The organism is Deinococcus gobiensis I-0 (assembly GCF_000252445.1).
GTDB lineage: Bacteria > Deinococcota > Deinococci > Deinococcales > Deinococcaceae > Deinococcus > Deinococcus gobiensis.
In genome coordinates this window covers 2,885,807-2,902,726 of the sequence record NC_017790.1, presented here as the reverse complement: position 1 = coordinate 2,902,726, position 16,920 = coordinate 2,885,807, and the positions used below count along the sequence as shown (strand labels likewise).

Sequence of the window (16,920 nt, the reverse complement as noted above, 5' to 3'; positions counted from 1 at the left end):
CCTATGGCGCGGCCCCGGCGCGGCGCGGCAGGATGGGCAGGCCGGACAGGTCCGGCACGGAGGTTCACCATGAGGTCAAGGCAGGATTCGGAAGACGGAGACGACCGGACACCCCCCTCTCTCACTGGGCAGGGAAGGGGCCAGGACTAGCTCCTGGGCTTCCCGCCCCACCGGAGCACCACACATGAACGGGAAGCACCTCATCAAGCTGGGATTCGAGAAAGAAGCTGTGGGCCTGGCCCTCAAGGCCGCCACGGCGCGCGAGGGCGCAGGCCTGGCGCGCGCCGACATCCTGCACGAGCTGGGCGCCGTGCAGGCCGCGCCGCAGGACTACGCCGGGGGCGGCGTGTACGCCCTGCTGGCGCAGATGCTCTTGGCCCAGGCCGCCGCGCAGCAGGTCCGCGCCGCGAGCGCCCTGCGCGCCGTGCCGCTGCCCTACGCCGTGTGGGGCGCGGACCTCATCGAGCCGGGGGCGCGCGCCCAGATGGACGTGGCGATGCGCCTGCCCGTGTCGCGCGCCGGGGCGATGATGCCCGACGCCCACGTGGGCTACGGCCTGCCTATCGGCGGGGTATTGGCGGCCGAGAACGCGGTCATCCCCTACGGCGTGGGCGTGGACATCGGCTGCTCGATGATGCTCAGCGTGCTGCCGATGCTGCCGGGCGCCCTGAAGGTGGCCGAGGCGAGCGGGCTGCTGCTGCGCCACACGCGCTTCGGCGCGGGCGTGGGCTTCGAGAAGCGTGACCGCCAGGACCACGCCGTGCTGCACGAGCCGACCTGGGAAGAGCAGCCCCTGCTGCGCCACCTGTACGACAAGGCCGTGAACCAGATCGGCACCTCGGGCAGCGGCAACCACTTCGTGGAATTCGGCACGCTGAGCCTCGCGCAGCCCGACCCCGAACTGGGGCTGGAGGCGGGCGAGTACCTCGCGGTGCTGTCGCACAGCGGCTCGCGCGGCTTCGGGGCGCAGGTCGCGGGGCACTTCACCGCGCTGGCGGGGCGGCTGCACCCCGGCATCGACAAGGTCGCGCAGAAGCTCGCGTGGCTGCCGCTGGACGGCGAGGAGGGCCAGGCCTACTGGCAGGCCATGAACCTCGCGGGGCGCTACGCCCTGGCGAACCACGACCTCATCCATGCCCGGCTGGCCCGCGCGCTGGGGGTTTCGCCCCTGGCACAGGCGAGCAACAGCCACAACCTCGCCTGGAAGGAGGTCGTGGACGGCCAGGAGCTGATCGTGCACCGCAAGGGGGCTACCCCCGCCGCGAAGGGGCAGCTGGGCCTGATTCCCGGCAGCATGGCCGACCCCGGCTACCTCGTGCGCGGACGCGGCCACGCCCCCGCGCTGGCGAGTGCCAGCCACGGCGCGGGCCGGCAGCTCGGCCGCCGCGCCGCCCAGAATGCCCTGAGCAAGAAGGACGTACAGGCGTACCTGGAGGGGCGGGGCGTGACCCTGATCGGCGGCGGCATCGACGAGGCCCCGCAGGCCTACAAGCGCATCGAGGAGGTCATCGCGCGCCAGACCGACCTCGTGGACGTGCTCGCCGAGTTCCGCCCCCACGTGGTGCGGATGGACACCGGCAGCGAGGACGTGTAGGCGCAACCTCGCCCCGCCCGGCCCCGGCGACCGGGTACGGTGGGGCCATGCGTCCCCTGATGTTGGCCCTCGCCCTCGCCGCGTCCTGTGCCCTGGCCGGGGGAGGAGACGGCCCGGCGACGGGCAGCGGACCGGCGTTCGATCTGTTTCCGCAGATCCAGCGACTCGGGATCTCTCCGACCGGGACGGCGACGGTGCCCTTCGAGGTGCGGGTGGACCTGCTGCGCGCAACGTTTCGCCCCGATGACGGAACACTCGTCATTCTGGTCACCCAGGCACTCCCGGACGGCACTGTGCTGACGCTCGACAGCCGCCCTGTCCGGCCCGGCGAGAAGCTTCGCTGGACCGGGCGGTTGCCCGCTGCCGGAACGCTGGTGCTGCGGGTCGTCACCGGCCAGACACGGAGCACCAGCCTTCAGGAGATATACCCCGGTCAGCCGGTCGTACTGGATATTGTCGGGGACGCGCGGGGGCGGCTGAGCATCAGCGACGGCCGCTGCACGCCGCCCCCCGGCGGAAGTTGCGGCAGAAGCCGCTGAGGGGTTCGGGCCTCAGTCCTGCCCGGCCAGAGCCGTCATGAGCGCCGCCGCGTACTCCACGCCGCGTCCAAAATCGCGGCGCAGGATGTTCTCGTTCGGCGCGTGGACCCGCCCGCCCACGTTGCCGATGCCCAGCGCCACGACCGGCGCCCCCACATAGGCCATGAAGGGGTGGATGGGGCCGCTGCCGCCGCTCGACGGGTTGAGCAGCGGCTCCTGGCCGTAGACCTCGCGCGCCACGGCCACCGCCGTCTTCACGAAGGGGGCCTCCAGGTCGCTGCGGCCGGGGAACTGGTGGGTCTCCAGCTCGACGATCTCGATGTCGCCGAATCCCTGGGCGTCCAGGTGCGCGCGCAGCAGCGTGACCACCCGCGCCGGGTCCTGGTCGGGCACCAGCCGGAAGTCGAGCTTGACCATGCCCTCGGCCGGCAGCACCGTCTTGCTGCCCGCACCGCCGTAGCCGCCGTGAAAGCCGTTCACGTTCACGACCGGCTTAAGGTTCAGGCGGTGGTGGTACTCGGCGGGTGTGCCCAGGGGCCGGGTCACGGCGTAGGTGTCGCGCAGCGTCTCGCCGCCGCCGGACAGCGCCGTGACCGCCGCGAGGTCGGCGTCGCTGGGCGGGCGCACGTCGTCGTGGAAGCCGGGAATGAGGACCGTGCCGCCCTCGTCCCGCAGGCTGGCGACCGCCGAGGCGAGGCGCCACAGCGGGTTGTCCACGACCGCGCCGTTGCTCGAATGCAGGTCGCTGTCGGCCACGCGGCAGCGCAGCTCGACGCACACGATGCCCTTGAGGCCCGCGTACAGCACCGGGCGGCCCTCGGGCGTCACCGAGCCGAACTCCCACCACACGCCGTCGGCCTTCAGCTCGGCGGCGTGCTCCCGCACGAAGGCGTCCAGGCTGGGGCTGCCGACCTCCTCCTCACCCTCGACGAGCCACTTCACGCGCAGGGGGAGCGGGCCGCCCGCCCGCTCGCGCGCCAGCCGCAGCCCCGCGAGGCGCGACACGAACTCCCCCTTGTCGTCCGAGGCGCCGCGCCCGTACAGCCGGCCGTCCCGCTCGGTCAGGGCGAAGGGCGGGCTGTCCCACAGCTCCAGCGGGTCTTCGGGCTGCACGTCGTAGTGGTTGTAGATCAGCAGGGTAAATTCGGCGTCCTCGGGGCCCGCCTCGGCCACGAGCACCGGGGCGACGTGGCCGGGGTACTCGCGCACGGCGAAGCCTTCCGCCTCCAGCAGGGCGCGCACGGCGGCGGCCGTCTCGGGCAGCGACCGTCCCTGCGCCGAGACGCTCTCCATCTTCACGAGGTCGCGCAGGTCGGTCAGGCCGCGTTCTATGTGGGCCGCGAGGTCGGGCGAGGTCATGCGGGCAGGCTAGCACCGCCGTTTCGGGGTGGGTCAGGGTTTGCGTCTGCTCCAGCCGTAGGAGCGCACGGCGTCCACGGCGAACCACACCGCCAGCACGAGCGCGATGACGCCCGTGACCCAGCTCTGGGCGCTCAGGGCGCGGTAGGCGACCAGCCCGCAGACGACCGCCAGCAGCAGACTCAGCAGAAAGACGACGTTGGGGGGCACGCGGCGGCCGAACATGGACCGAGCCTAAAGGCCCGGGTCTGACAGTTTCATTGCCGCGCCGAACGTGGTCGCCCCCGGTCCGGCGCCTAGCCCACGCCCAGGAATTCGACCTGCACGCCCTGCTCGTCGGCCTGGGTGCGGGCCTGGGCCACCGCCGGGTAGGCGCCGGGCAGCGCCCGCTCGGGCCGGTGCCACAGCGCCTGGGCGACCTTGCTCGCGCGCCGCACGGTCAGGTGCTCGCCGGGGCGGGCCAGCCCCACGGCGGCCAGCAGCGCCTGGGCACTGGGCGGCAGCGGCGATAGGGGATCGAGCGGCACGTGCGCCGTGACCCGCTCGCCCACGCGGCGCAGGCTCACGCGCGCCTCGGGGCCGCCAGTCTCCGGGCCGACCGGGCGCTGCTCGATGAGCACGTCGGTCTGGGGCAGGCTCAGGCTGGCCGTGCCCTGGCCCTTGCGGGCGTCGTTGGCGAGCAGGTGGGCGCTCTGCATGTGGCGGCCGGTGCGCGGCGCGTACTTGGCGCGCAGGCTCAGGCCCCGGTCCCCCGACTCCTCGTGGACCTCGCGGCTCGCCTCGGTCAGGCCCTGCGGCCCGCGTCCGCGCGACACCGCGATGATCACGGCCTGGTTGTCGGTGTGCACGGTGAGCGGCTCGCCGGCCGGGGCCGCGCGCACGGCTTCGAGCACCGCGCGCAGTTCGGCGGCGTTGTTGTCGGGCGCGTCGAGCTGGCCCTGGTAGCGTGCGGCGAGCTGGCCGGGCCGCAGCAGCACCAGCCCCCAGCCGCCCAGACCCTGGCCGTCGGGCTGCTCCTGCCAGCTGGCGTCTACGAAAGCGTGGTTCAAAGGCATCGGCTCCTGGACAAGTGGGCGCAGTCTACGCCGGGGGGGTGGGGGAGAGAATAGGCGCGAAGGCGGATTGTCCTCTCGGCCTCGGTCCCGCCCTGACCGGCCCGCGACACCCGCAGTGCGATACTGCGCCCATGACCGAGTCGCCCGAGCAGTCCGCCCCGAATCCGATGCCCGAGCAGCCCACGGCCGAGCTGGACGTGCTCGCCCTGTACCGGGAGGCCGGGGCCTTCCACGAGGGCCGCTTCCTGCTCGCGTCGGGCCGGCAGTCGCCGTTTTTCCTCCAGTCCACGACGCTGCTCCAGCACCCGCGCGCCATGACGCAGCTCGGAGGCGCGATGGCCCGCCAGATTCTGGACGCGGGGCTGCGGCCCGATTTCGTGGTCGGCCCGGCGATGGGCGGCGTCACGCTGGCCTACGAGGTCGCCCGGCAGCTCTCGGACACGCTGCCCGAGGTGCGCGGCCTCTTCGCCGAGAAGGACGGTCAGGGCGGCATGAAGCTGCGCGAGGCCTTCGAGATCCGCCGGGGCGAGACCTTCGTGGCGGTCGAGGACGTGCTCACCACCGGGGGCAGCCTGCTGCGCGCCGTGCGCGCGGTCGAGGCCTACGGGGCGCAGTGCGTGGGCCTGTGCTGCATCATCGACCGCCGCGCCGAGACGGGGCCGCTGGCCGGCTACCCCCTGATGAGCCTCAAGGAACTGCATTTCGAGACCTACGCCGCCCACGAGGTGCCCGGCTGGCTGGCCGAGCGCCCCCTGCGCGAGATCTGAGCAGGGCCTGGAGTCAGGCCGGGCCACCGCCCGAGCCTGACCTGACCCGCGCGGGCCGCCGCAAGGGCTGGGGGCCGCTCCGGCTCAGGCGGTGGCCCCACGCGCGAAGCGGCGTTCCAGCGCGCGCTGCACGAGTTCGAGCAGGCTGCTGATGACCCAGTAGATCAGCGCGGCGGCGAGGTACGGCCCGAAGGGCTCGAAGGTCCGCGCGATCACGAGCTGGGCGCTGCGCAGCAACTCGACCACCGTGATGACCGACACGAGCGAGGTGTCCTTGACCAGCCCGATGAGGGTGTTGCTCAGGCTGGGCAGCGCCACGCGAGCCGCCTGGGGCAGCACGATCAGGCGCATGGTCTGCGAGCCGCTCAGGCCCAGGCTGGTCGCGGCCTCGCGCTGGCCCTTGGGGATGCTCAGGATGGCCGCGCGGATCGTCTCGCTGAGGTAGGCGGCGGCGTTCAGGGTCAGGGCGATCACGCCGCCCGCCACCGGGTTGAGGGTCAGGCCCAGGCTGGGCAGACCGTAGTAGATGACGAAAATCTGTACGAGCAGCGGCGTGCCCCGGATGAAGGACACGAAGACGCTGCTGATCCCCCGCAGCGCCGCGAAACGCGAGAGCCGCGACAGCGCCACCAGAAAGCCCAGCGGCAGGCCCAGCAGCATCGCCGCGAGCGCGAAGCCCAGCGTGGTCGGCGTGGCCCGGAGCAGGGTCGGCAGCGCGTCCAGGGCGCTTTGCAGCACGAGTTGAAACTGTTCCATGATGACCTGGCCTCCGGGGCAAGAACAACCCTCCCCAGCATGTCAGATGGGGAGGGAGGGCCTGCGTGAAGATCAGGGTTTGCTTACGTCCTGACCGAACCACTGGCGGCTGATCTTGGCGTAGGTGCCGTCCGCCTTGATCTGGAGAAGCGCCTTGTCGATGGCGGTCTTGAGGCCGGGGTTGGTCTTCTTCAGGGCGATGGCGACCGACTCGCTCTCGCTGCTCACGCCCGCGCCGCGGATGGGCAGGTTCTGCGACTTGGTCAGGTAGCCCACGAGCAGGCGGTCGTTGTACGCCGCGTCGATGCGCCCGGTGGCGAGGTCGGCCAGGATTTCGGCCGCGCCGGGGTAGGTCACGATGTTGATGCCGCCCTCGGCCTTGAGCGCGCGCTCGTAGTTGCTGCCCAGGCTGCTGCCCACGCGCTTGCCCTTGAGGTCGGCCAGCGACTTGGGATCGAAGTTGCCGGCTTTGCGCACGATGATCTGCGGGCGGCTGTAGGCGTAGGGCGTGGAGAAGTTGATGGTCTTCTGGCGCTCGGGCGTGATGGCCACCTGGTTGACGATCACGTCGTATTTGTTGGCCTGGAGGCCGGCCAGGATGCCGCTCCACTCGGTCAGCACGAACTCGGCCTTGAGGCCCAGCTTGGCAGCGACCGCCTTGGCGATGTCCACGTCGAAGCCGGTCAGGACGCCCTTGTCGTCTTTGTAGGTGAAGGGCGGGTAGGTGCCTTCCATGCCGATCTTGAGGGTGCCCTTGGTCAGGGTGGGGGCGGTCGTGGCGGCGAGGCTGGTGCTTACGAGGGCCAGCAGGCCCAGGGTCAGGATCTTCTTCATGTCGGGTCCTCCGGAGCGGGCAGGGGGGCAGCCGCGCTCCAACCTCTTTAGTGTACCGCTTTTGTCAATTATTTAAAAGGGTTTGCAAAGTAAAGCGTCTTGAGCGTTTCGTCAGGTTCGGGCGGCGCGGGTACGGTTGCCCCGGCCCCCGCGTCCTATGCTCGCCGCATGGCCTTTCCCGACCTGCGGTCGTTCATGGAGCTGCTCGAAAGTCGCGGTGAACTGCTGCGCGTAGACGTGCCGGTGTCGCGTGACCTCGAAATCACCGAAATCGCCGACCGCCTGGTCAAGAAGGGCGGTCCGGCGGTGCTGTTCGAGAACGTCGTCGGCAGCGACTTCCCGCTCGTCATCGGGCTGGTGGGCACCCGCGAGCGCACCGCCCTGAGCCTGGGCGTGCAGGACCTCGACGACCTCGCCGCCAAGGTCAAGGCCCTGATCGACCTCAAGGGGTCGGGCGGCGTGGCGGGGCTGCTGGGCAACGTGACCAAGCTGCGCGACGCGGCGCACCTGCTGCCCCGGCGGGTCCGCTCGGCCCCCGTGCAGGAGGTCGTGTGGCGCGGCGACGAGGTGGACCTGGACAAGTTGCCGGTCCTGAAGTGCTGGCCGCTGGACGGCGGCCCCTTCGTGACGCTGCCGCTGGTGATCACCAAGGACCCCGAGACCGGCGAGCGCAACATCGGCATGTACCGCATGCAGGTCATGGACAAGACGACCACCGGCATGCACTGGCAGCGCCACAAGACCGGCACCAAGCACCTGGAGAAGGCCAAGCGGCTGGGTAAACGGCTAGAGGTGGCGGTGGCCATCGGCGGCGACCCCGCGCTCATCTACGCGGCGACCGCGCCCCTGCCGCCCATCCCCGGTCTCGACGAGCTGGCGCTGGCGGGCTACCTGCGCGGGCAGCGCTACCCGGTCGTGAAGGGCGTGACGGTGGACCTCGACGTGCCCGCCAACGCCGAATTCATCCTCGAAGGTTACGTGGACCCGGCCGAGGACTGGGCGGTCGAGGGGCCGTTCGGGGACCACACCGGCTTCTACACGCTGCCCGACCTGTACCCGCGCTTTCACGTCACGGCGATCACCATGCGGCGAGACCCGGTGTACCCCGCGACCATCGTGGGCCGCCCGCCGATGGAGGACGCCTACCTCATCGAGGCGTCCGAGCGGCTGTTCCTGCCGGCCGCGCAGCTCATCATCCCCGAGATCACCGACTACCACATGCCGCCCGCCGGGGTCGCGCACAACCTCGTGGTGGTGGGCATCAAGAAGGGCTATCCGGGGCAGGCCTACAAGGTCGCCAACGGGCTGTTCGGCCTGGGGCAGATGATGTTCGCCAAGGTGATCGTGGTCGTGGACGAGGACGTGAAGGTCAACGACTTCGCCGCCGTGTGGCGCGAGGTCGCCCTGAAGGCCGTGCCGGGCCGCGACACCCTGACCACGCGCGGCCCCATCGACGTGCTCGACCACTCCAGCCGGGGCTGGGGCTACGGCGGCAAACTGATCATCGACGCGACCACCAAGCGTCCCGAGGAGATCGGCAGCGCCGCGAGCAGCCGCGACGACCAGGCGGGCGACGTGGCCCAGGCCGACGCGGTGGGGGCCGACGCGGCTTCCGGGGCCTTCACGCCGCGCGCCGCCGCCGGGCTGCCCACCTTCGGGGGCGTGGTCGCCCAGCGCCAGACGCCCGACGGCTACTGGCTGGTGGCCCTCGACAAGACCCGGCCCGGGCAGGCGCGCGAGCTGGCCGCCGCCTTCGCCGCGCATCCGGCGGCGGCGGGCGTGCGCCACCTCCTGATCGTGGACGAGCACACCGACGTCAATGACCTTCAGGACGTGTGGTGGACCATCCTGAACAATATCGACCCCGAGCGCGACGTGCGGCAGGAGGGAGAACTGCTCGCCTGGGACGGCGCGCGCAAGCTGCCCGAGGAGGGCTTCGTGCGCGAGTGGCCGCCCAAGATCACCATGTCGCCCGAGGTCGTGCGCCGGGTGGACGCGCTGTGGCACGTGTACGGCCTGCCGGAGCGCTGGCGCTGAGGGCCGGGTCGCTCAGCCCCGCAGCCGGAACGGGTTGAAGTCGGTGTGCCGGTCGTAGGCGTCCCGGCCTTCGGCCCGTTTCAGGAAGCCCACCACGCCGTAGGTGACGGGGGTCAGCAGGATCTCGAGGGCGACCTTGTAGACGTAGTTGAAGGCGATCAGGCCCCAGAGCTGATCTGTGGGCAGCAGACCCGCGAAGGCGATCAGGCTGAAGACCAGCGTGTCGGCCCCCTGCCCGACGAGGGTCGAGCCGATGGTGCGCGTCCACAGCCAGCGGCCTGCCGTAGCCACCTTGAGCTTGGCCAGCACGTAGGAATTTAGGAACTCCCCCACGAAGAAGGCGGCGGTCGAGGCCAGCACGATGCGCGGCACGAACGTGAAGATGGCGCTGAAGGGGCCGCCGTCGGTGCCGGGCGCGGTGGGCAGCACGGCGACCAGCGCCAGCACCAGGGCCGCGCACAGGTTCATCGCCAGCCCGAACCAGATGACCCGGCGCGAGCGTGCGTAGCCGTAGACCTCGGTGAGCACGTCCCCGAAGATGTACGTCAGCGGAAACAGGAAGGTGCCGCCGTCGAAGGTCGGCGCCCAGCCCGCGAGGTGCACGGTGGCGAGCTTGCTCGAGGCGATGTTGGACACCACCAGGACCACCGCGAAGATCCCCTGGATGGCGGAGAGGTAGCGGGGCGGCGTGAGGGCGGGTGCAGGGGCAGGGTCGGTCATGGCGGTTCCTCCTCGGCGCGCCAGCGGAACAGGCCGGGGCCGGACCTCGCCTCTCCGGGCCGGTCGGGGCGAGTGTACCGGAGCGCGGCCCGCAGCGTCGCGGCGGCTCACAGTCGTGGCGCGCCCGGCCCGCTTACGCTGGGTCATGAACCTTAGCGGTTGGAGACGCTGGCTGTCGCTCGTCACCGAACCCCGCGTGCCCCGGCGGCCGGACGATCAGGGCGACGGCCCGGGCGTGCCGGTCCCGGTCGGTCCCAGACCCCGGCGCGGCGGCGCGCAGGCCCGGCCGCCCGGGCCCGAGCGCGACACCGAACCCGTACGTCCGAACAGCTGAGGCCCCCTCCCGCCGGGGGAGAGGGCCAGTGCAGGTCGGGCGGGCCTACAGCCCCAGCAGCGCCCGGTAGCTGCCGACGAGCGGCTGGCCCCACAGCATCGCCACGACCGCCCCCAGGGCGAGGTAGGGGCCGAACTTGACCCGGTTGCCCCGCTTGAGGGCCGCCTGCACCAGTCCGAACACGGCCCCCGCGAACACGGCCACCACGACCGCCAGCAGCAGGTTCTGCCAGCCCAGGAAGGCCCCGATCACGGCGGCGAGCTTCACGTCCCCGAAGCCCATCGCGCTGGGGTCGTAGGCGCCGTCGTCGGCCGCGTCGTCCTCGCGCCGGGCGCGGTGGGCCCACCACCAGTACAGGCCCGCGACCAGCGACGTGGCCCCCGCCCCGGCCAGACCGCCCTGCGCCGCGCCGACGAGGCCAGGGCCGACGCCGCTGCTCGCGACCGCCACGCTGACCAGAAAGCCGCCCAGCGTGAGCACTTCGGGAATCCGCACGACCCGCCGGGCCACGGCGTTCACGCCCGCCGACACCAGGGCCACCGCCAGACCGCCCCAGGGCCCCAGCCACGCGCCGGCCAGTAGCCCCAGCGCGATCTGCTGGTAGCCGATGGGCAGGTCGGGGTACTGCCGCTCGCGGAAGCGCCGCAGCACCCACGACCCGAACAGGTCGATGGCGACGAGCACCCCCGCCCCCAGCAGCGCGCCCTGCACCGCCCCGGCGAAGGTGGGCAGCGCCTCGGCCGCGCCGCGCACGCCGACCAGCGCGAACAGCAGCCCGAGCGCCACGCCCGGCAGCGTCAGCTCGTCGGGGATGGTGTAGGTGTCGAGGTCGATGGCGCTGCCCACCAGCAGCAGCGTGAACAGCACCATCAGGCCCAGGGGGGCCGCGCCGTACACCGTGAAGGGAAAGAGCGCCGCGATGACCGCGTAGCCCAGGCCCGTCAGCGCCTCGACGACCGGGTAGCGGGCCTTGATGGGCGCGCGGCAGTAGCGGCACTTGCCCCCCAGCGCCAGCCAGGAGCCCAGCGGCACGAGGTCCCTGGGCGCGAGGGCGTGGTCGCAGTGCGGGCAGTGGCTCGGCGGAAAGGCGATGTTCTCGCCGCGTGGCAACCGCCAGATCAGCACGTTCGAGAACGACCCGACGAGCAGGCCGAACACGCCAGCGAACACCACGAGAAGAACGTCGAGACTCACCCCCGGAGTCTAGGGGCGGTCCCCTGACACGGACCTGTCAGGGCAGCCGTCCTGCCGGGCAGGGTTGCCCATCTCCTGGGGCACGAATAAAAAACCTCGGGCGCAGGGCCAGAGGGAGAGGGGGTGGAGCTTCGGGAGTGCGGGTCGCCACGTCTCAGCGGGAAGTGGCGCGGCGACCTGCCCTACTCCGGCCCGCCGGCCACAGCCAGCGCGCGGCCAGCAGCGCGGCGAGGGCCAGCGCGGCCAGCAGCGGCGAGGTGTGGTCCTTTTTCACGCCCCACCAGTAGTGCAGTGCCCCCAGGCACGCCGAGGCGTACACCAGTTGGTGCAGCCGCGTCCAGCGCGCGAAGCCCAGGCGGCGCACGCTCTGGGGGGTACTCGTCAGCGCCAGCGGCACGAGCAGCAGCAGCGCCGTGAACCCGGCCGTGATGAAGGGCCGCTCCAGCACGTCGGCCAGCACCAGCCCCGGCGCGAAGTCGTGGTCGAAGAGGTAGATGGCGAAGTGCAGCAGGGCGTAGAAGAAGGCCAGCAGCCCCAGCGCCTTGCGGACGCGCGCGGGCCACGTCCAGCCGGTCAGCCTGCGCAGCGGCGTGCAGACCAGCGACAGCAGCAGCACGATCAACGCCAGTTGCCCGGTCTGGTGCAGGGCGCGCTGCACGGGGTTGGCCCCCAGCGCGCCCCCCAGGGCATCGAGGATCAGCACGGCGGCGGGCAGCAGGCCGCCCACGGTCACGGCCGGCACCAGCCAGTCCAGCGAGGCGCGCGGGGTGGGTCGGCGCGGAGGAAGGGGGTCGGGCGTGCCGGGCCCCGGCGAGGCAGGTGAAGAGGTCATCAGTAGAAACGCCGCAGGTCCATGCCCTTGTACAGCCCCGCGACCTGCTCGGCGTAGCCGTTGAAGGGCAGCGTGTCGCGCCGGCGCAGCTCGCCGATGCGGCGCTCGGTCGCCTGGCTCCAGCGCGGATGCGGCACCGCCGGGTTCACGTTGGCATAGAACCCGTACTCGTCGGGCGCGGCGAGGCTCCAGGTGGTCTGTGGCTGGGAGGCGGTCAGGGTGATGCGCACGACGCTCTTGATGCTCTTGAAACCGTACTTCCAGGGCACCGCCAGCCGCAGGGGCGCGCCGCTCTGCGGCAGCAGCACCTTGCCGTCCAGGCCCATCGCCATGAAGGTCAGCGGGTGCATCGCCTCGTCGAGCCGCAGGCCCTCGACGTAGGGCCAGTCCAGAATGGGTTCCTGCTGCCCCGGCAGGTGCTGCGGATCGTTGATCGCCGTGAACTTCACGTAGCGGGCCTCGCCCGTGGGCTGCACCCGGCGCAGCAGGGCGGCGAGCGGAAAGCCCAGCCACGGCATCACCATGGACCAGCCCTCGACGCAGCGCATGCGGTAGATGCGGTCTTCGAGCGGAAACCACGACTGAAGTTTGTCGATGTCCACCGTCACGGGCTTCTCGACCTCGCCGTCGATCTCGACCGTCCAGGGGCGCACCTGCAGCGCCGAGGCGTTGCGCGCCGGGTCGTCCTTGCTCACGCCCAGCTCGTAGAAGTTGTTGTAGGTGGTCGCCTGCCCGTAGGGCGTGACCGGCTCGCTGGTGTCGTAGGGTCCCAGCGGGCGCGCGGGCCGCGCGAGTTCGGGGGCTTCCTCGCTGCTCACGGCGCCGGGGCGGCGGGTCAGCAGTTCCAGGCCGCCGCCCAGGGCGAGGGCCGTGCCGGTGAACAGCGCCGCCGAGCGCAGGAATTCCCGCCGCGAGGGGGGGACAGGGGGTCGGGGTTCGCGGCTGGGCTTCTCGTGGGGCACGGCATCCGGGTCGGTCGGCATGGTCAGCAGGCTCCTCTTGCCAGGAAGTATGCGCCCGCGCCGCGCGCGGATCACTGACCGGGCTTCCAATTGCCCCTGAAGCCGACGAAGCCCCCGCCGGGGAAGGCGGAGGCCGGCTCCGGCCCTGTGCGCAGGCCCGCTTCAGCGTCCGCGCAGGGTGCCCTGGACCGCGCTCATGAACTCGGCGCGGGTGCGGGCGTCGCTGCGGAACAGCCCACGCATGGCCGAGGTGGTCGTGCTGGAATTCTGTTTCTGCACGCCGCGCATCGCCATGCACAGGTGCACCCCTTCCATCAGGACGGCCACGCCCTGCGGCGCGAGCAGGTCCTGCACGGCGTCCGCGATCTGGGTCGTGATCCGCTCCTGGACCTGGAGGCGGCGCGAGTACAGGTCCACGATGCGGGCGAACTTGCTCAGGCCCAGAATCCTGCCCTCGGGAATGTAGGCGACGTGGGCGCGGCCGTAGAAGGGCAGCATGTGGTGCTCGCACATCGAGTAGAACTCAATGTCCTTGACGATCACCATCTCGCTGCCCTCGGACGCGAAGACGCCCTCGCCCACCACGCTCTGGAGGGTCTGCTCGTAGCCGGAGGTCAGGTAGCTCCAGGCCTTGGCGACGCGGTGGGGCGTGCGCTCCAGGCCCTCGCGCTCCGGGTCTTCCCCGATGGCCGAAAGCCAGTCGCGGGTCAGGCCGCTCAGGCCCGGCACTTCCTGGCCGTCCTCGCGGCTCCGCGCCGACGGGACGGGGCTGTGTGGTTCTGTGCTCAAGGTGATGGTCCTCCTCCCTGGCCGCCGGCGCGTGCGGGCCGCCAGAGCAGCGCCCCCAAGTGTACGCCGGGCGCGCCTGGGGGCAAGGGGGTGGGGGGCGGGTTTAGGTCCAGCTCACCGCGCCGTAGGTCTGCTCCCGCGCCGGACCGGCCGAGAAGATCACGACCGGGCAGTTCACGGTTTCCTCGATGAGGTCGAGGTAGGCCTGCGCCTCGCTGGGCAGCGTTTCGCGGCTGTCGGCCCCCTCGGTGGTGGCCCAGCCCTTCATCTGCTTGTAGACGGGCTGCCCTTCGCTGCCGTAGCCCACGCACACCGGGATGGTGTCCAGGCCCGCCAGAATGTCCATCTTGTTGATGACCAGACCGTCGAAGCCGTTGACCTCCACCGCGTAGCGCAGCAGTTCGAGGTCGAGCCAGCCCACGCGGCGCGGGCGGCCGGTCGTCGTGCCGTACTCGTCCCAGGGCTTGGAGCCGTCGCCGCGCAGGCGCAGCACGCCCGCCTCGTCGGTCACCTCGGTCACGAAGGGGCCGTGGCCCACACGGGTGTTGAAGGCCTTGGCGACCCCGTACACCTTGTGGATGGCCTTGTGGTTCACGCCCGCGCCGACCAGGATGCCGCCGACGGTCGGGTACGAACTCGTGACGAAGGGGTAGGTGCCGTAGTTCAGGTCGAGCAGCGTGGCCTGCGCGCCCTCGAACAGCACGTTCTCTCCGGCGTGCAGGGCGGCGCGCAACTGCGCGCCCGTGTCCTGCACGAAGGGCACCAGCGCCTCGCGGGTGGGGGCCAGGGCCTCCATCGCCACGTCCACGCTGGTCCAGCCGGCCTCGCGGGTCGAGTTGGGCTTGGCTTCCAGCAGCCGCTCCACGCGCTCACGCAGGGTCTGGTCGTCGGCCAGGTCCCCGAAGCGGATGCCCACGCGCCGGGCGCGGTCGGCGTAGGCCGGGCCGATGCCGCGTCCGGTCGTGCCCACGAAATCCTTGCGGCCGTCCACATACTTGTGGTGCGGCAGCACGAGGTGGGCGCGGTCGCTGATCCGCAGTTCCGGCTCCAGGCCGCCCGCGATGAGGTTGGCGCGCTCCTCGCTGAATTTGGCCGGGTCGATGACCATGCCGTCGCCCAGAATGCTCACCGTGCCGGGATGCAGCACGCCGCTGGGCAGCAGGTTCAGCTTGAAGGTCTGCCCCTTCGCCGTGACCGTATGCCCGGCGTTCGCGCCGCCCTGGTAGCGCACGACGTACTTCGCTCCGGGTGCCAGGAAGTCGGTGATCTTGCCCTTGCCCTCGTCGCCCCACTGGGCCCCAATAATTGCAATTCCAGGCATCTCAGCCCTCCGGCCACGCGCACAGACTTGCCCTTCTTTGCGCCGGTCGGGCGACAAAAAAAAACACGGCGCGTGGCACCGTGCCTCAGTGTAGCAAGTGGGGGCGGCGGAACGCCGCGGCCGTCTGGACGGCCTCTACAGCCGCGCCGGCCCCCGGTCGCAGGGACGGGGGCCGGCGGCGCGGGCGTCGGGCTCAGATGAGCAGGACGACCGGCTTTTCGAGGGTCTGGGCGACGCCCGCCAGGAAACGCGCGGCCTTGTCGGGTTCCACGTCGCCCTGGAGGCTCAGGCCCACGCGGCCCCCCTGCACGCGGCCCACGCTCAGGCTCAGGGCATGCGGGTAGTGCAGGTCGTCGAGGTCCAGCGCCCCGGCGTCCACGACGAGCAGGTCCGGCGTGCCGCCGAAGTCGCCGTCGAGGCCCGCGAGCGCCTCACGGAGGCTGCCCGGCTGCACGGCGCGCACGCGGCTGGCCTGCACGTCCTGAATCGCCAGGGTGTCCAGACCCAGCGCGGCGGCGTGGTGCTGCGCGGCGCGCGCCAGCAGCAGCGCGAGCGGTACCTCGCGGCCCAGCGCCTCGGACAGCTGGCCGTGCAGGTCCATCAATCCGGTCACGTTCGCCTCGCGGCGCAGGTAGGTGCCGAACCACACGGCGTCACGCGGCGTGGCGCTGGTGGGGGCCTGGACCGTGGCGGCGGGCTGCGCCGGGACGGGGGCGGGCATGACCGGTGCGGGCATGGCAGGCGCAGCGGGCTTCGCGGCCTCGGGTTCGGGTTGTGCGGGGGCGGGCGTGTAGACCGGGGTCGGCGCGGTTACCACAGGCACCGCGATTTCGTGTGCGGGGGTCGGGGTGGGGGCGGGGGCCGGTATGGCGACCGGCCCGGGCAGCACGGGCGTGGGCACGACCGGCTCGGGCGCGGCCGGGGTCTGGACCGGCTCGGCCATGACCGGGGGGACGACCGGCTGGGGGCTCACCGGCGCGGAGGCGGCGGGCATCACGGGGGCCACAGGTGCAGCCGGCTCGGGGGCCGGGGCCGCCGGCTTCTGGTACAGGCGCGAGAGCAGGTTGCCCAGGCCCCCGGCCGGCGCAGCGGGGGCCGCCGGGGCCGGGGTGGGGACCGGGGTGGCCGGAGTGGCCGGCGTGGGCACGCTGCCGGCGCGGCCCAGCATGGGCGCAGCGGTCGGGGCCGGCGCGGCGGCCATCGCCGGGGCCACCGCGCTCGGGGCCGTGGGCTGCGGGGTTGGGGGCAGCAGCAGGTCTTCCTCGCCGTCGTCGAGTTCGAAGTCGCTGGCGGCCGACACCGGGCCGCTCTGGGCCGGCGCGGCGGGGGCGCGCGACTGCTCGACGAACTGCGCGATGTCGGTGTCCACGCCCGCGCGGCTCAGGGCCGAGGCGTCGAACATGCCGCCGCCGGGGATGTCCTCGCCGTTCCAGTCGGGCGGCGGGGCGTCCACGGGCGTGGACGGCGGATCGGCCTCACCGCTCATGACGCGGGTGAGGTAGTCCAGAATGTCCTGCTCGACGATCTGGCCGCCCTCACCGCTGCCGTGCAGACCCTGCCACTCGATGCCGTTCGCTTCAGCCAGGATCTTGGCCAGCGGTGCTATGCGTTCCATGCGTTCCCCCTGCGCCTGCCCGGCCGAAAGGTGCAGTGTTGGCCGGCCAGGCAGGTCTTGATGATGCGACGGTGCGAAACCTTCACGTTCCTCAGCCTGACGCGCCGCCTCTGACAGCCTTCTTTCATGTTCTGTGCCGTCAGGGCGCGCCGGGGCGGGCAAAGTCCGCGCCCTGCACGCGCGCCCGCACGCCCTTTTGCCGGATGCGCTAG

At 71.9% G+C, this 16,920-nt stretch carries 17 protein-coding genes; 5 read left to right on the top strand and 12 right to left on the bottom strand.

Annotated features, from left to right (window positions below; translation table 11 throughout):
• The first annotated feature begins 184 nt into the window (after positions 1-184).
• Together DGO_RS13930 and DGO_RS13925 are read left to right on the top strand one after the other, a co-directional pair.
• The gene (locus DGO_RS13930; protein WP_014686152.1) at positions 185-1,594 is read left to right on the top strand and encodes an RtcB family protein; all 1,410 of its coding nucleotides are present in this window, start codon (positions 185-187) and stop codon (positions 1,592-1,594) included.
• Positions 1,595-1,641: 47 nt separating this feature from the next.
• The gene (locus DGO_RS13925) at positions 1,642-2,133 is read left to right on the top strand and encodes a hypothetical protein (protein ID WP_145975338.1); all 492 of its coding nucleotides are present in this window, start codon (positions 1,642-1,644) and stop codon (positions 2,131-2,133) included.
• A gap of 12 nt (positions 2,134-2,145) precedes the next feature.
• Here the strand turns inward: DGO_RS13925 and DGO_RS13920 are convergent, their stop codons facing one another.
• From DGO_RS13920 to DGO_RS13910, 3 genes are all read right to left on the bottom strand, one after another.
• Positions 2,146-3,492 carry a M20/M25/M40 family metallo-hydrolase gene (locus DGO_RS13920; RefSeq protein WP_014686150.1) on the bottom strand — a complete coding sequence of 449 codons (1,347 nt, stop codon included), beginning with the start codon at positions 3,490-3,492 and terminating at the stop codon, positions 2,146-2,148.
• A 33-nt stretch (positions 3,493-3,525) separates the two neighbouring features.
• The gene (locus DGO_RS13915) at positions 3,526-3,717 is read right to left on the bottom strand and encodes a hypothetical protein (protein WP_014686149.1); all 192 of its coding nucleotides are present in this window, start codon (positions 3,715-3,717) and stop codon (positions 3,526-3,528) included.
• 71 nt (positions 3,718-3,788) lie between these two features.
• Positions 3,789-4,541 (bottom strand): RNase H family protein, encoded by a 753-nt coding sequence (locus DGO_RS13910; RefSeq protein ID WP_014686148.1) that lies wholly within the window; start codon positions 4,539-4,541, stop codon positions 3,789-3,791.
• A gap of 137 nt (positions 4,542-4,678) precedes the next feature.
• Here DGO_RS13910 and pyrE point away from each other — a divergent pair, with 137 nt between their 5' ends.
• Positions 4,679-5,314, top strand: a complete 636-nt coding sequence (gene pyrE, locus DGO_RS13905) for an orotate phosphoribosyltransferase (protein ID WP_226991382.1) — start codon at positions 4,679-4,681, stop codon at positions 5,312-5,314.
• An 84-nt stretch (positions 5,315-5,398) separates the two neighbouring features.
• On the opposite strand, the gene DGO_RS13900 is transcribed toward pyrE, so the two are convergent.
• Entirely contained in the window at positions 5,399-6,070 is a 672-nt protein-coding gene (locus tag DGO_RS13900) for an amino acid ABC transporter permease (RefSeq protein WP_014686146.1), read from the bottom strand.
• A gap of 72 nt (positions 6,071-6,142) precedes the next feature.
• Complete coding sequence (locus tag DGO_RS13895; protein ID WP_014686145.1) at positions 6,143-6,904, bottom strand: transporter substrate-binding domain-containing protein; 762 nt, start codon at positions 6,902-6,904, stop codon at positions 6,143-6,145.
• 168 nt (positions 6,905-7,072) lie between these two features.
• Between DGO_RS13895 and DGO_RS13890 the strand changes: the two genes are divergently transcribed.
• Positions 7,073-8,941, top strand: a complete 1,869-nt coding sequence (locus DGO_RS13890; protein WP_014686144.1) for a menaquinone biosynthesis decarboxylase — start codon at positions 7,073-7,075, stop codon at positions 8,939-8,941.
• Between the two features lie 12 nt (positions 8,942-8,953).
• Here the strand turns inward: DGO_RS13890 and DGO_RS13885 are convergent, their stop codons facing one another.
• The gene (locus DGO_RS13885) at positions 8,954-9,661 is read right to left on the bottom strand and encodes a queuosine precursor transporter (RefSeq protein ID WP_014686143.1); all 708 of its coding nucleotides are present in this window, start codon (positions 9,659-9,661) and stop codon (positions 8,954-8,956) included.
• A 145-nt stretch (positions 9,662-9,806) separates the two neighbouring features.
• Between DGO_RS13885 and DGO_RS23330 the strand changes: the two genes are divergently transcribed.
• Positions 9,807-9,995, top strand: a complete 189-nt coding sequence (locus DGO_RS23330; RefSeq protein WP_145975337.1) for a hypothetical protein — start codon at positions 9,807-9,809, stop codon at positions 9,993-9,995.
• 45 nt (positions 9,996-10,040) lie between these two features.
• Here the strand turns inward: DGO_RS23330 and DGO_RS13880 are convergent, their stop codons facing one another.
• From DGO_RS13880 to DGO_RS13855, 6 genes are all read right to left on the bottom strand, one after another.
• Positions 10,041-11,189 (bottom strand): prepilin peptidase, encoded by a 1,149-nt coding sequence (locus DGO_RS13880; protein WP_043802532.1) that lies wholly within the window; start codon positions 11,187-11,189, stop codon positions 10,041-10,043.
• A 154-nt stretch (positions 11,190-11,343) separates the two neighbouring features.
• A complete protein-coding gene (locus tag DGO_RS13875) occupies positions 11,344-12,021 on the bottom strand; it encodes a protein-methionine-sulfoxide reductase heme-binding subunit MsrQ (protein ID WP_083847303.1) in 678 nt (225 codons plus the stop codon).
• The gene (gene msrP, locus DGO_RS13870) at positions 12,021-13,004 is read right to left on the bottom strand and encodes a protein-methionine-sulfoxide reductase catalytic subunit MsrP (protein WP_043802529.1); all 984 of its coding nucleotides are present in this window, start codon (positions 13,002-13,004) and stop codon (positions 12,021-12,023) included. The genes DGO_RS13875 and msrP overlap by 1 nt, the downstream gene beginning before the upstream one ends.
• Positions 13,005-13,145: 141 nt before the next feature.
• The gene (gene folE, locus DGO_RS13865; protein ID WP_050920822.1) at positions 13,146-13,772 is read right to left on the bottom strand and encodes a GTP cyclohydrolase I FolE; all 627 of its coding nucleotides are present in this window, start codon (positions 13,770-13,772) and stop codon (positions 13,146-13,148) included.
• Between the two features lie 103 nt (positions 13,773-13,875).
• Positions 13,876-15,093: an adenylosuccinate synthase gene (locus DGO_RS13860; RefSeq protein ID WP_014686138.1), complete on the bottom strand. Its 1,218-nt coding sequence runs from the start codon at positions 15,091-15,093 to the stop codon at positions 13,876-13,878.
• A 193-nt stretch (positions 15,094-15,286) separates the two neighbouring features.
• The gene (locus tag DGO_RS13855; protein WP_014686137.1) at positions 15,287-16,708 is read right to left on the bottom strand and encodes an E3 binding domain-containing protein; all 1,422 of its coding nucleotides are present in this window, start codon (positions 16,706-16,708) and stop codon (positions 15,287-15,289) included.
• Positions 16,709-16,920: the final 212 nt, after the last annotated feature.

What these genes read in the sequence shown, in the direction of transcription:
- DGO_RS13875 (WP_083847303.1), bottom strand. Translation starts at nt 12,021, where the DNA reads ATGACCTCTTCACCTGCCTCGCCGGGGCCCGGCACGCCCGACCCCCTT.
- DGO_RS13920 (WP_014686150.1), bottom strand. Translation starts at nt 3,492, where the DNA reads ATGACCTCGCCCGACCTCGCGGCCCACATAGAACGCGGCCTGACCGAC.
- DGO_RS13895 (WP_014686145.1), bottom strand. Translation starts at nt 6,904, where the DNA reads ATGAAGAAGATCCTGACCCTGGGCCTGCTGGCCCTCGTAAGCACCAGC.
- DGO_RS13915 (WP_014686149.1), bottom strand. Translation starts at nt 3,717, where the DNA reads ATGTTCGGCCGCCGCGTGCCCCCCAACGTCGTCTTTCTGCTGAGTCTG.
- pyrE (WP_226991382.1), top strand. Translation starts at nt 4,679, where the DNA reads ATGACCGAGTCGCCCGAGCAGTCCGCCCCGAATCCGATGCCCGAGCAG.
- DGO_RS13925 (WP_145975338.1), top strand. Translation starts at nt 1,642, where the DNA reads ATGCGTCCCCTGATGTTGGCCCTCGCCCTCGCCGCGTCCTGTGCCCTG.
- DGO_RS13885 (WP_014686143.1), bottom strand. Translation starts at nt 9,661, where the DNA reads ATGACCGACCCTGCCCCTGCACCCGCCCTCACGCCGCCCCGCTACCTC.
- DGO_RS13855 (WP_014686137.1), bottom strand. Translation starts at nt 16,708, where the DNA reads ATGGAACGCATAGCACCGCTGGCCAAGATCCTGGCTGAAGCGAACGGC.
- DGO_RS13860 (WP_014686138.1), bottom strand. Translation starts at nt 15,093, where the DNA reads ATGCCTGGAATTGCAATTATTGGGGCCCAGTGGGGCGACGAGGGCAAG.
- DGO_RS13930 (WP_014686152.1), top strand. Translation starts at nt 185, where the DNA reads ATGAACGGGAAGCACCTCATCAAGCTGGGATTCGAGAAAGAAGCTGTG.
- DGO_RS13900 (WP_014686146.1), bottom strand. Translation starts at nt 6,070, where the DNA reads ATGGAACAGTTTCAACTCGTGCTGCAAAGCGCCCTGGACGCGCTGCCG.
- msrP (WP_043802529.1), bottom strand. Translation starts at nt 13,004, where the DNA reads ATGCCGACCGACCCGGATGCCGTGCCCCACGAGAAGCCCAGCCGCGAA.
- DGO_RS23330 (WP_145975337.1), top strand. Translation starts at nt 9,807, where the DNA reads ATGAACCTTAGCGGTTGGAGACGCTGGCTGTCGCTCGTCACCGAACCC.
- DGO_RS13890 (WP_014686144.1), top strand. Translation starts at nt 7,073, where the DNA reads ATGGCCTTTCCCGACCTGCGGTCGTTCATGGAGCTGCTCGAAAGTCGC.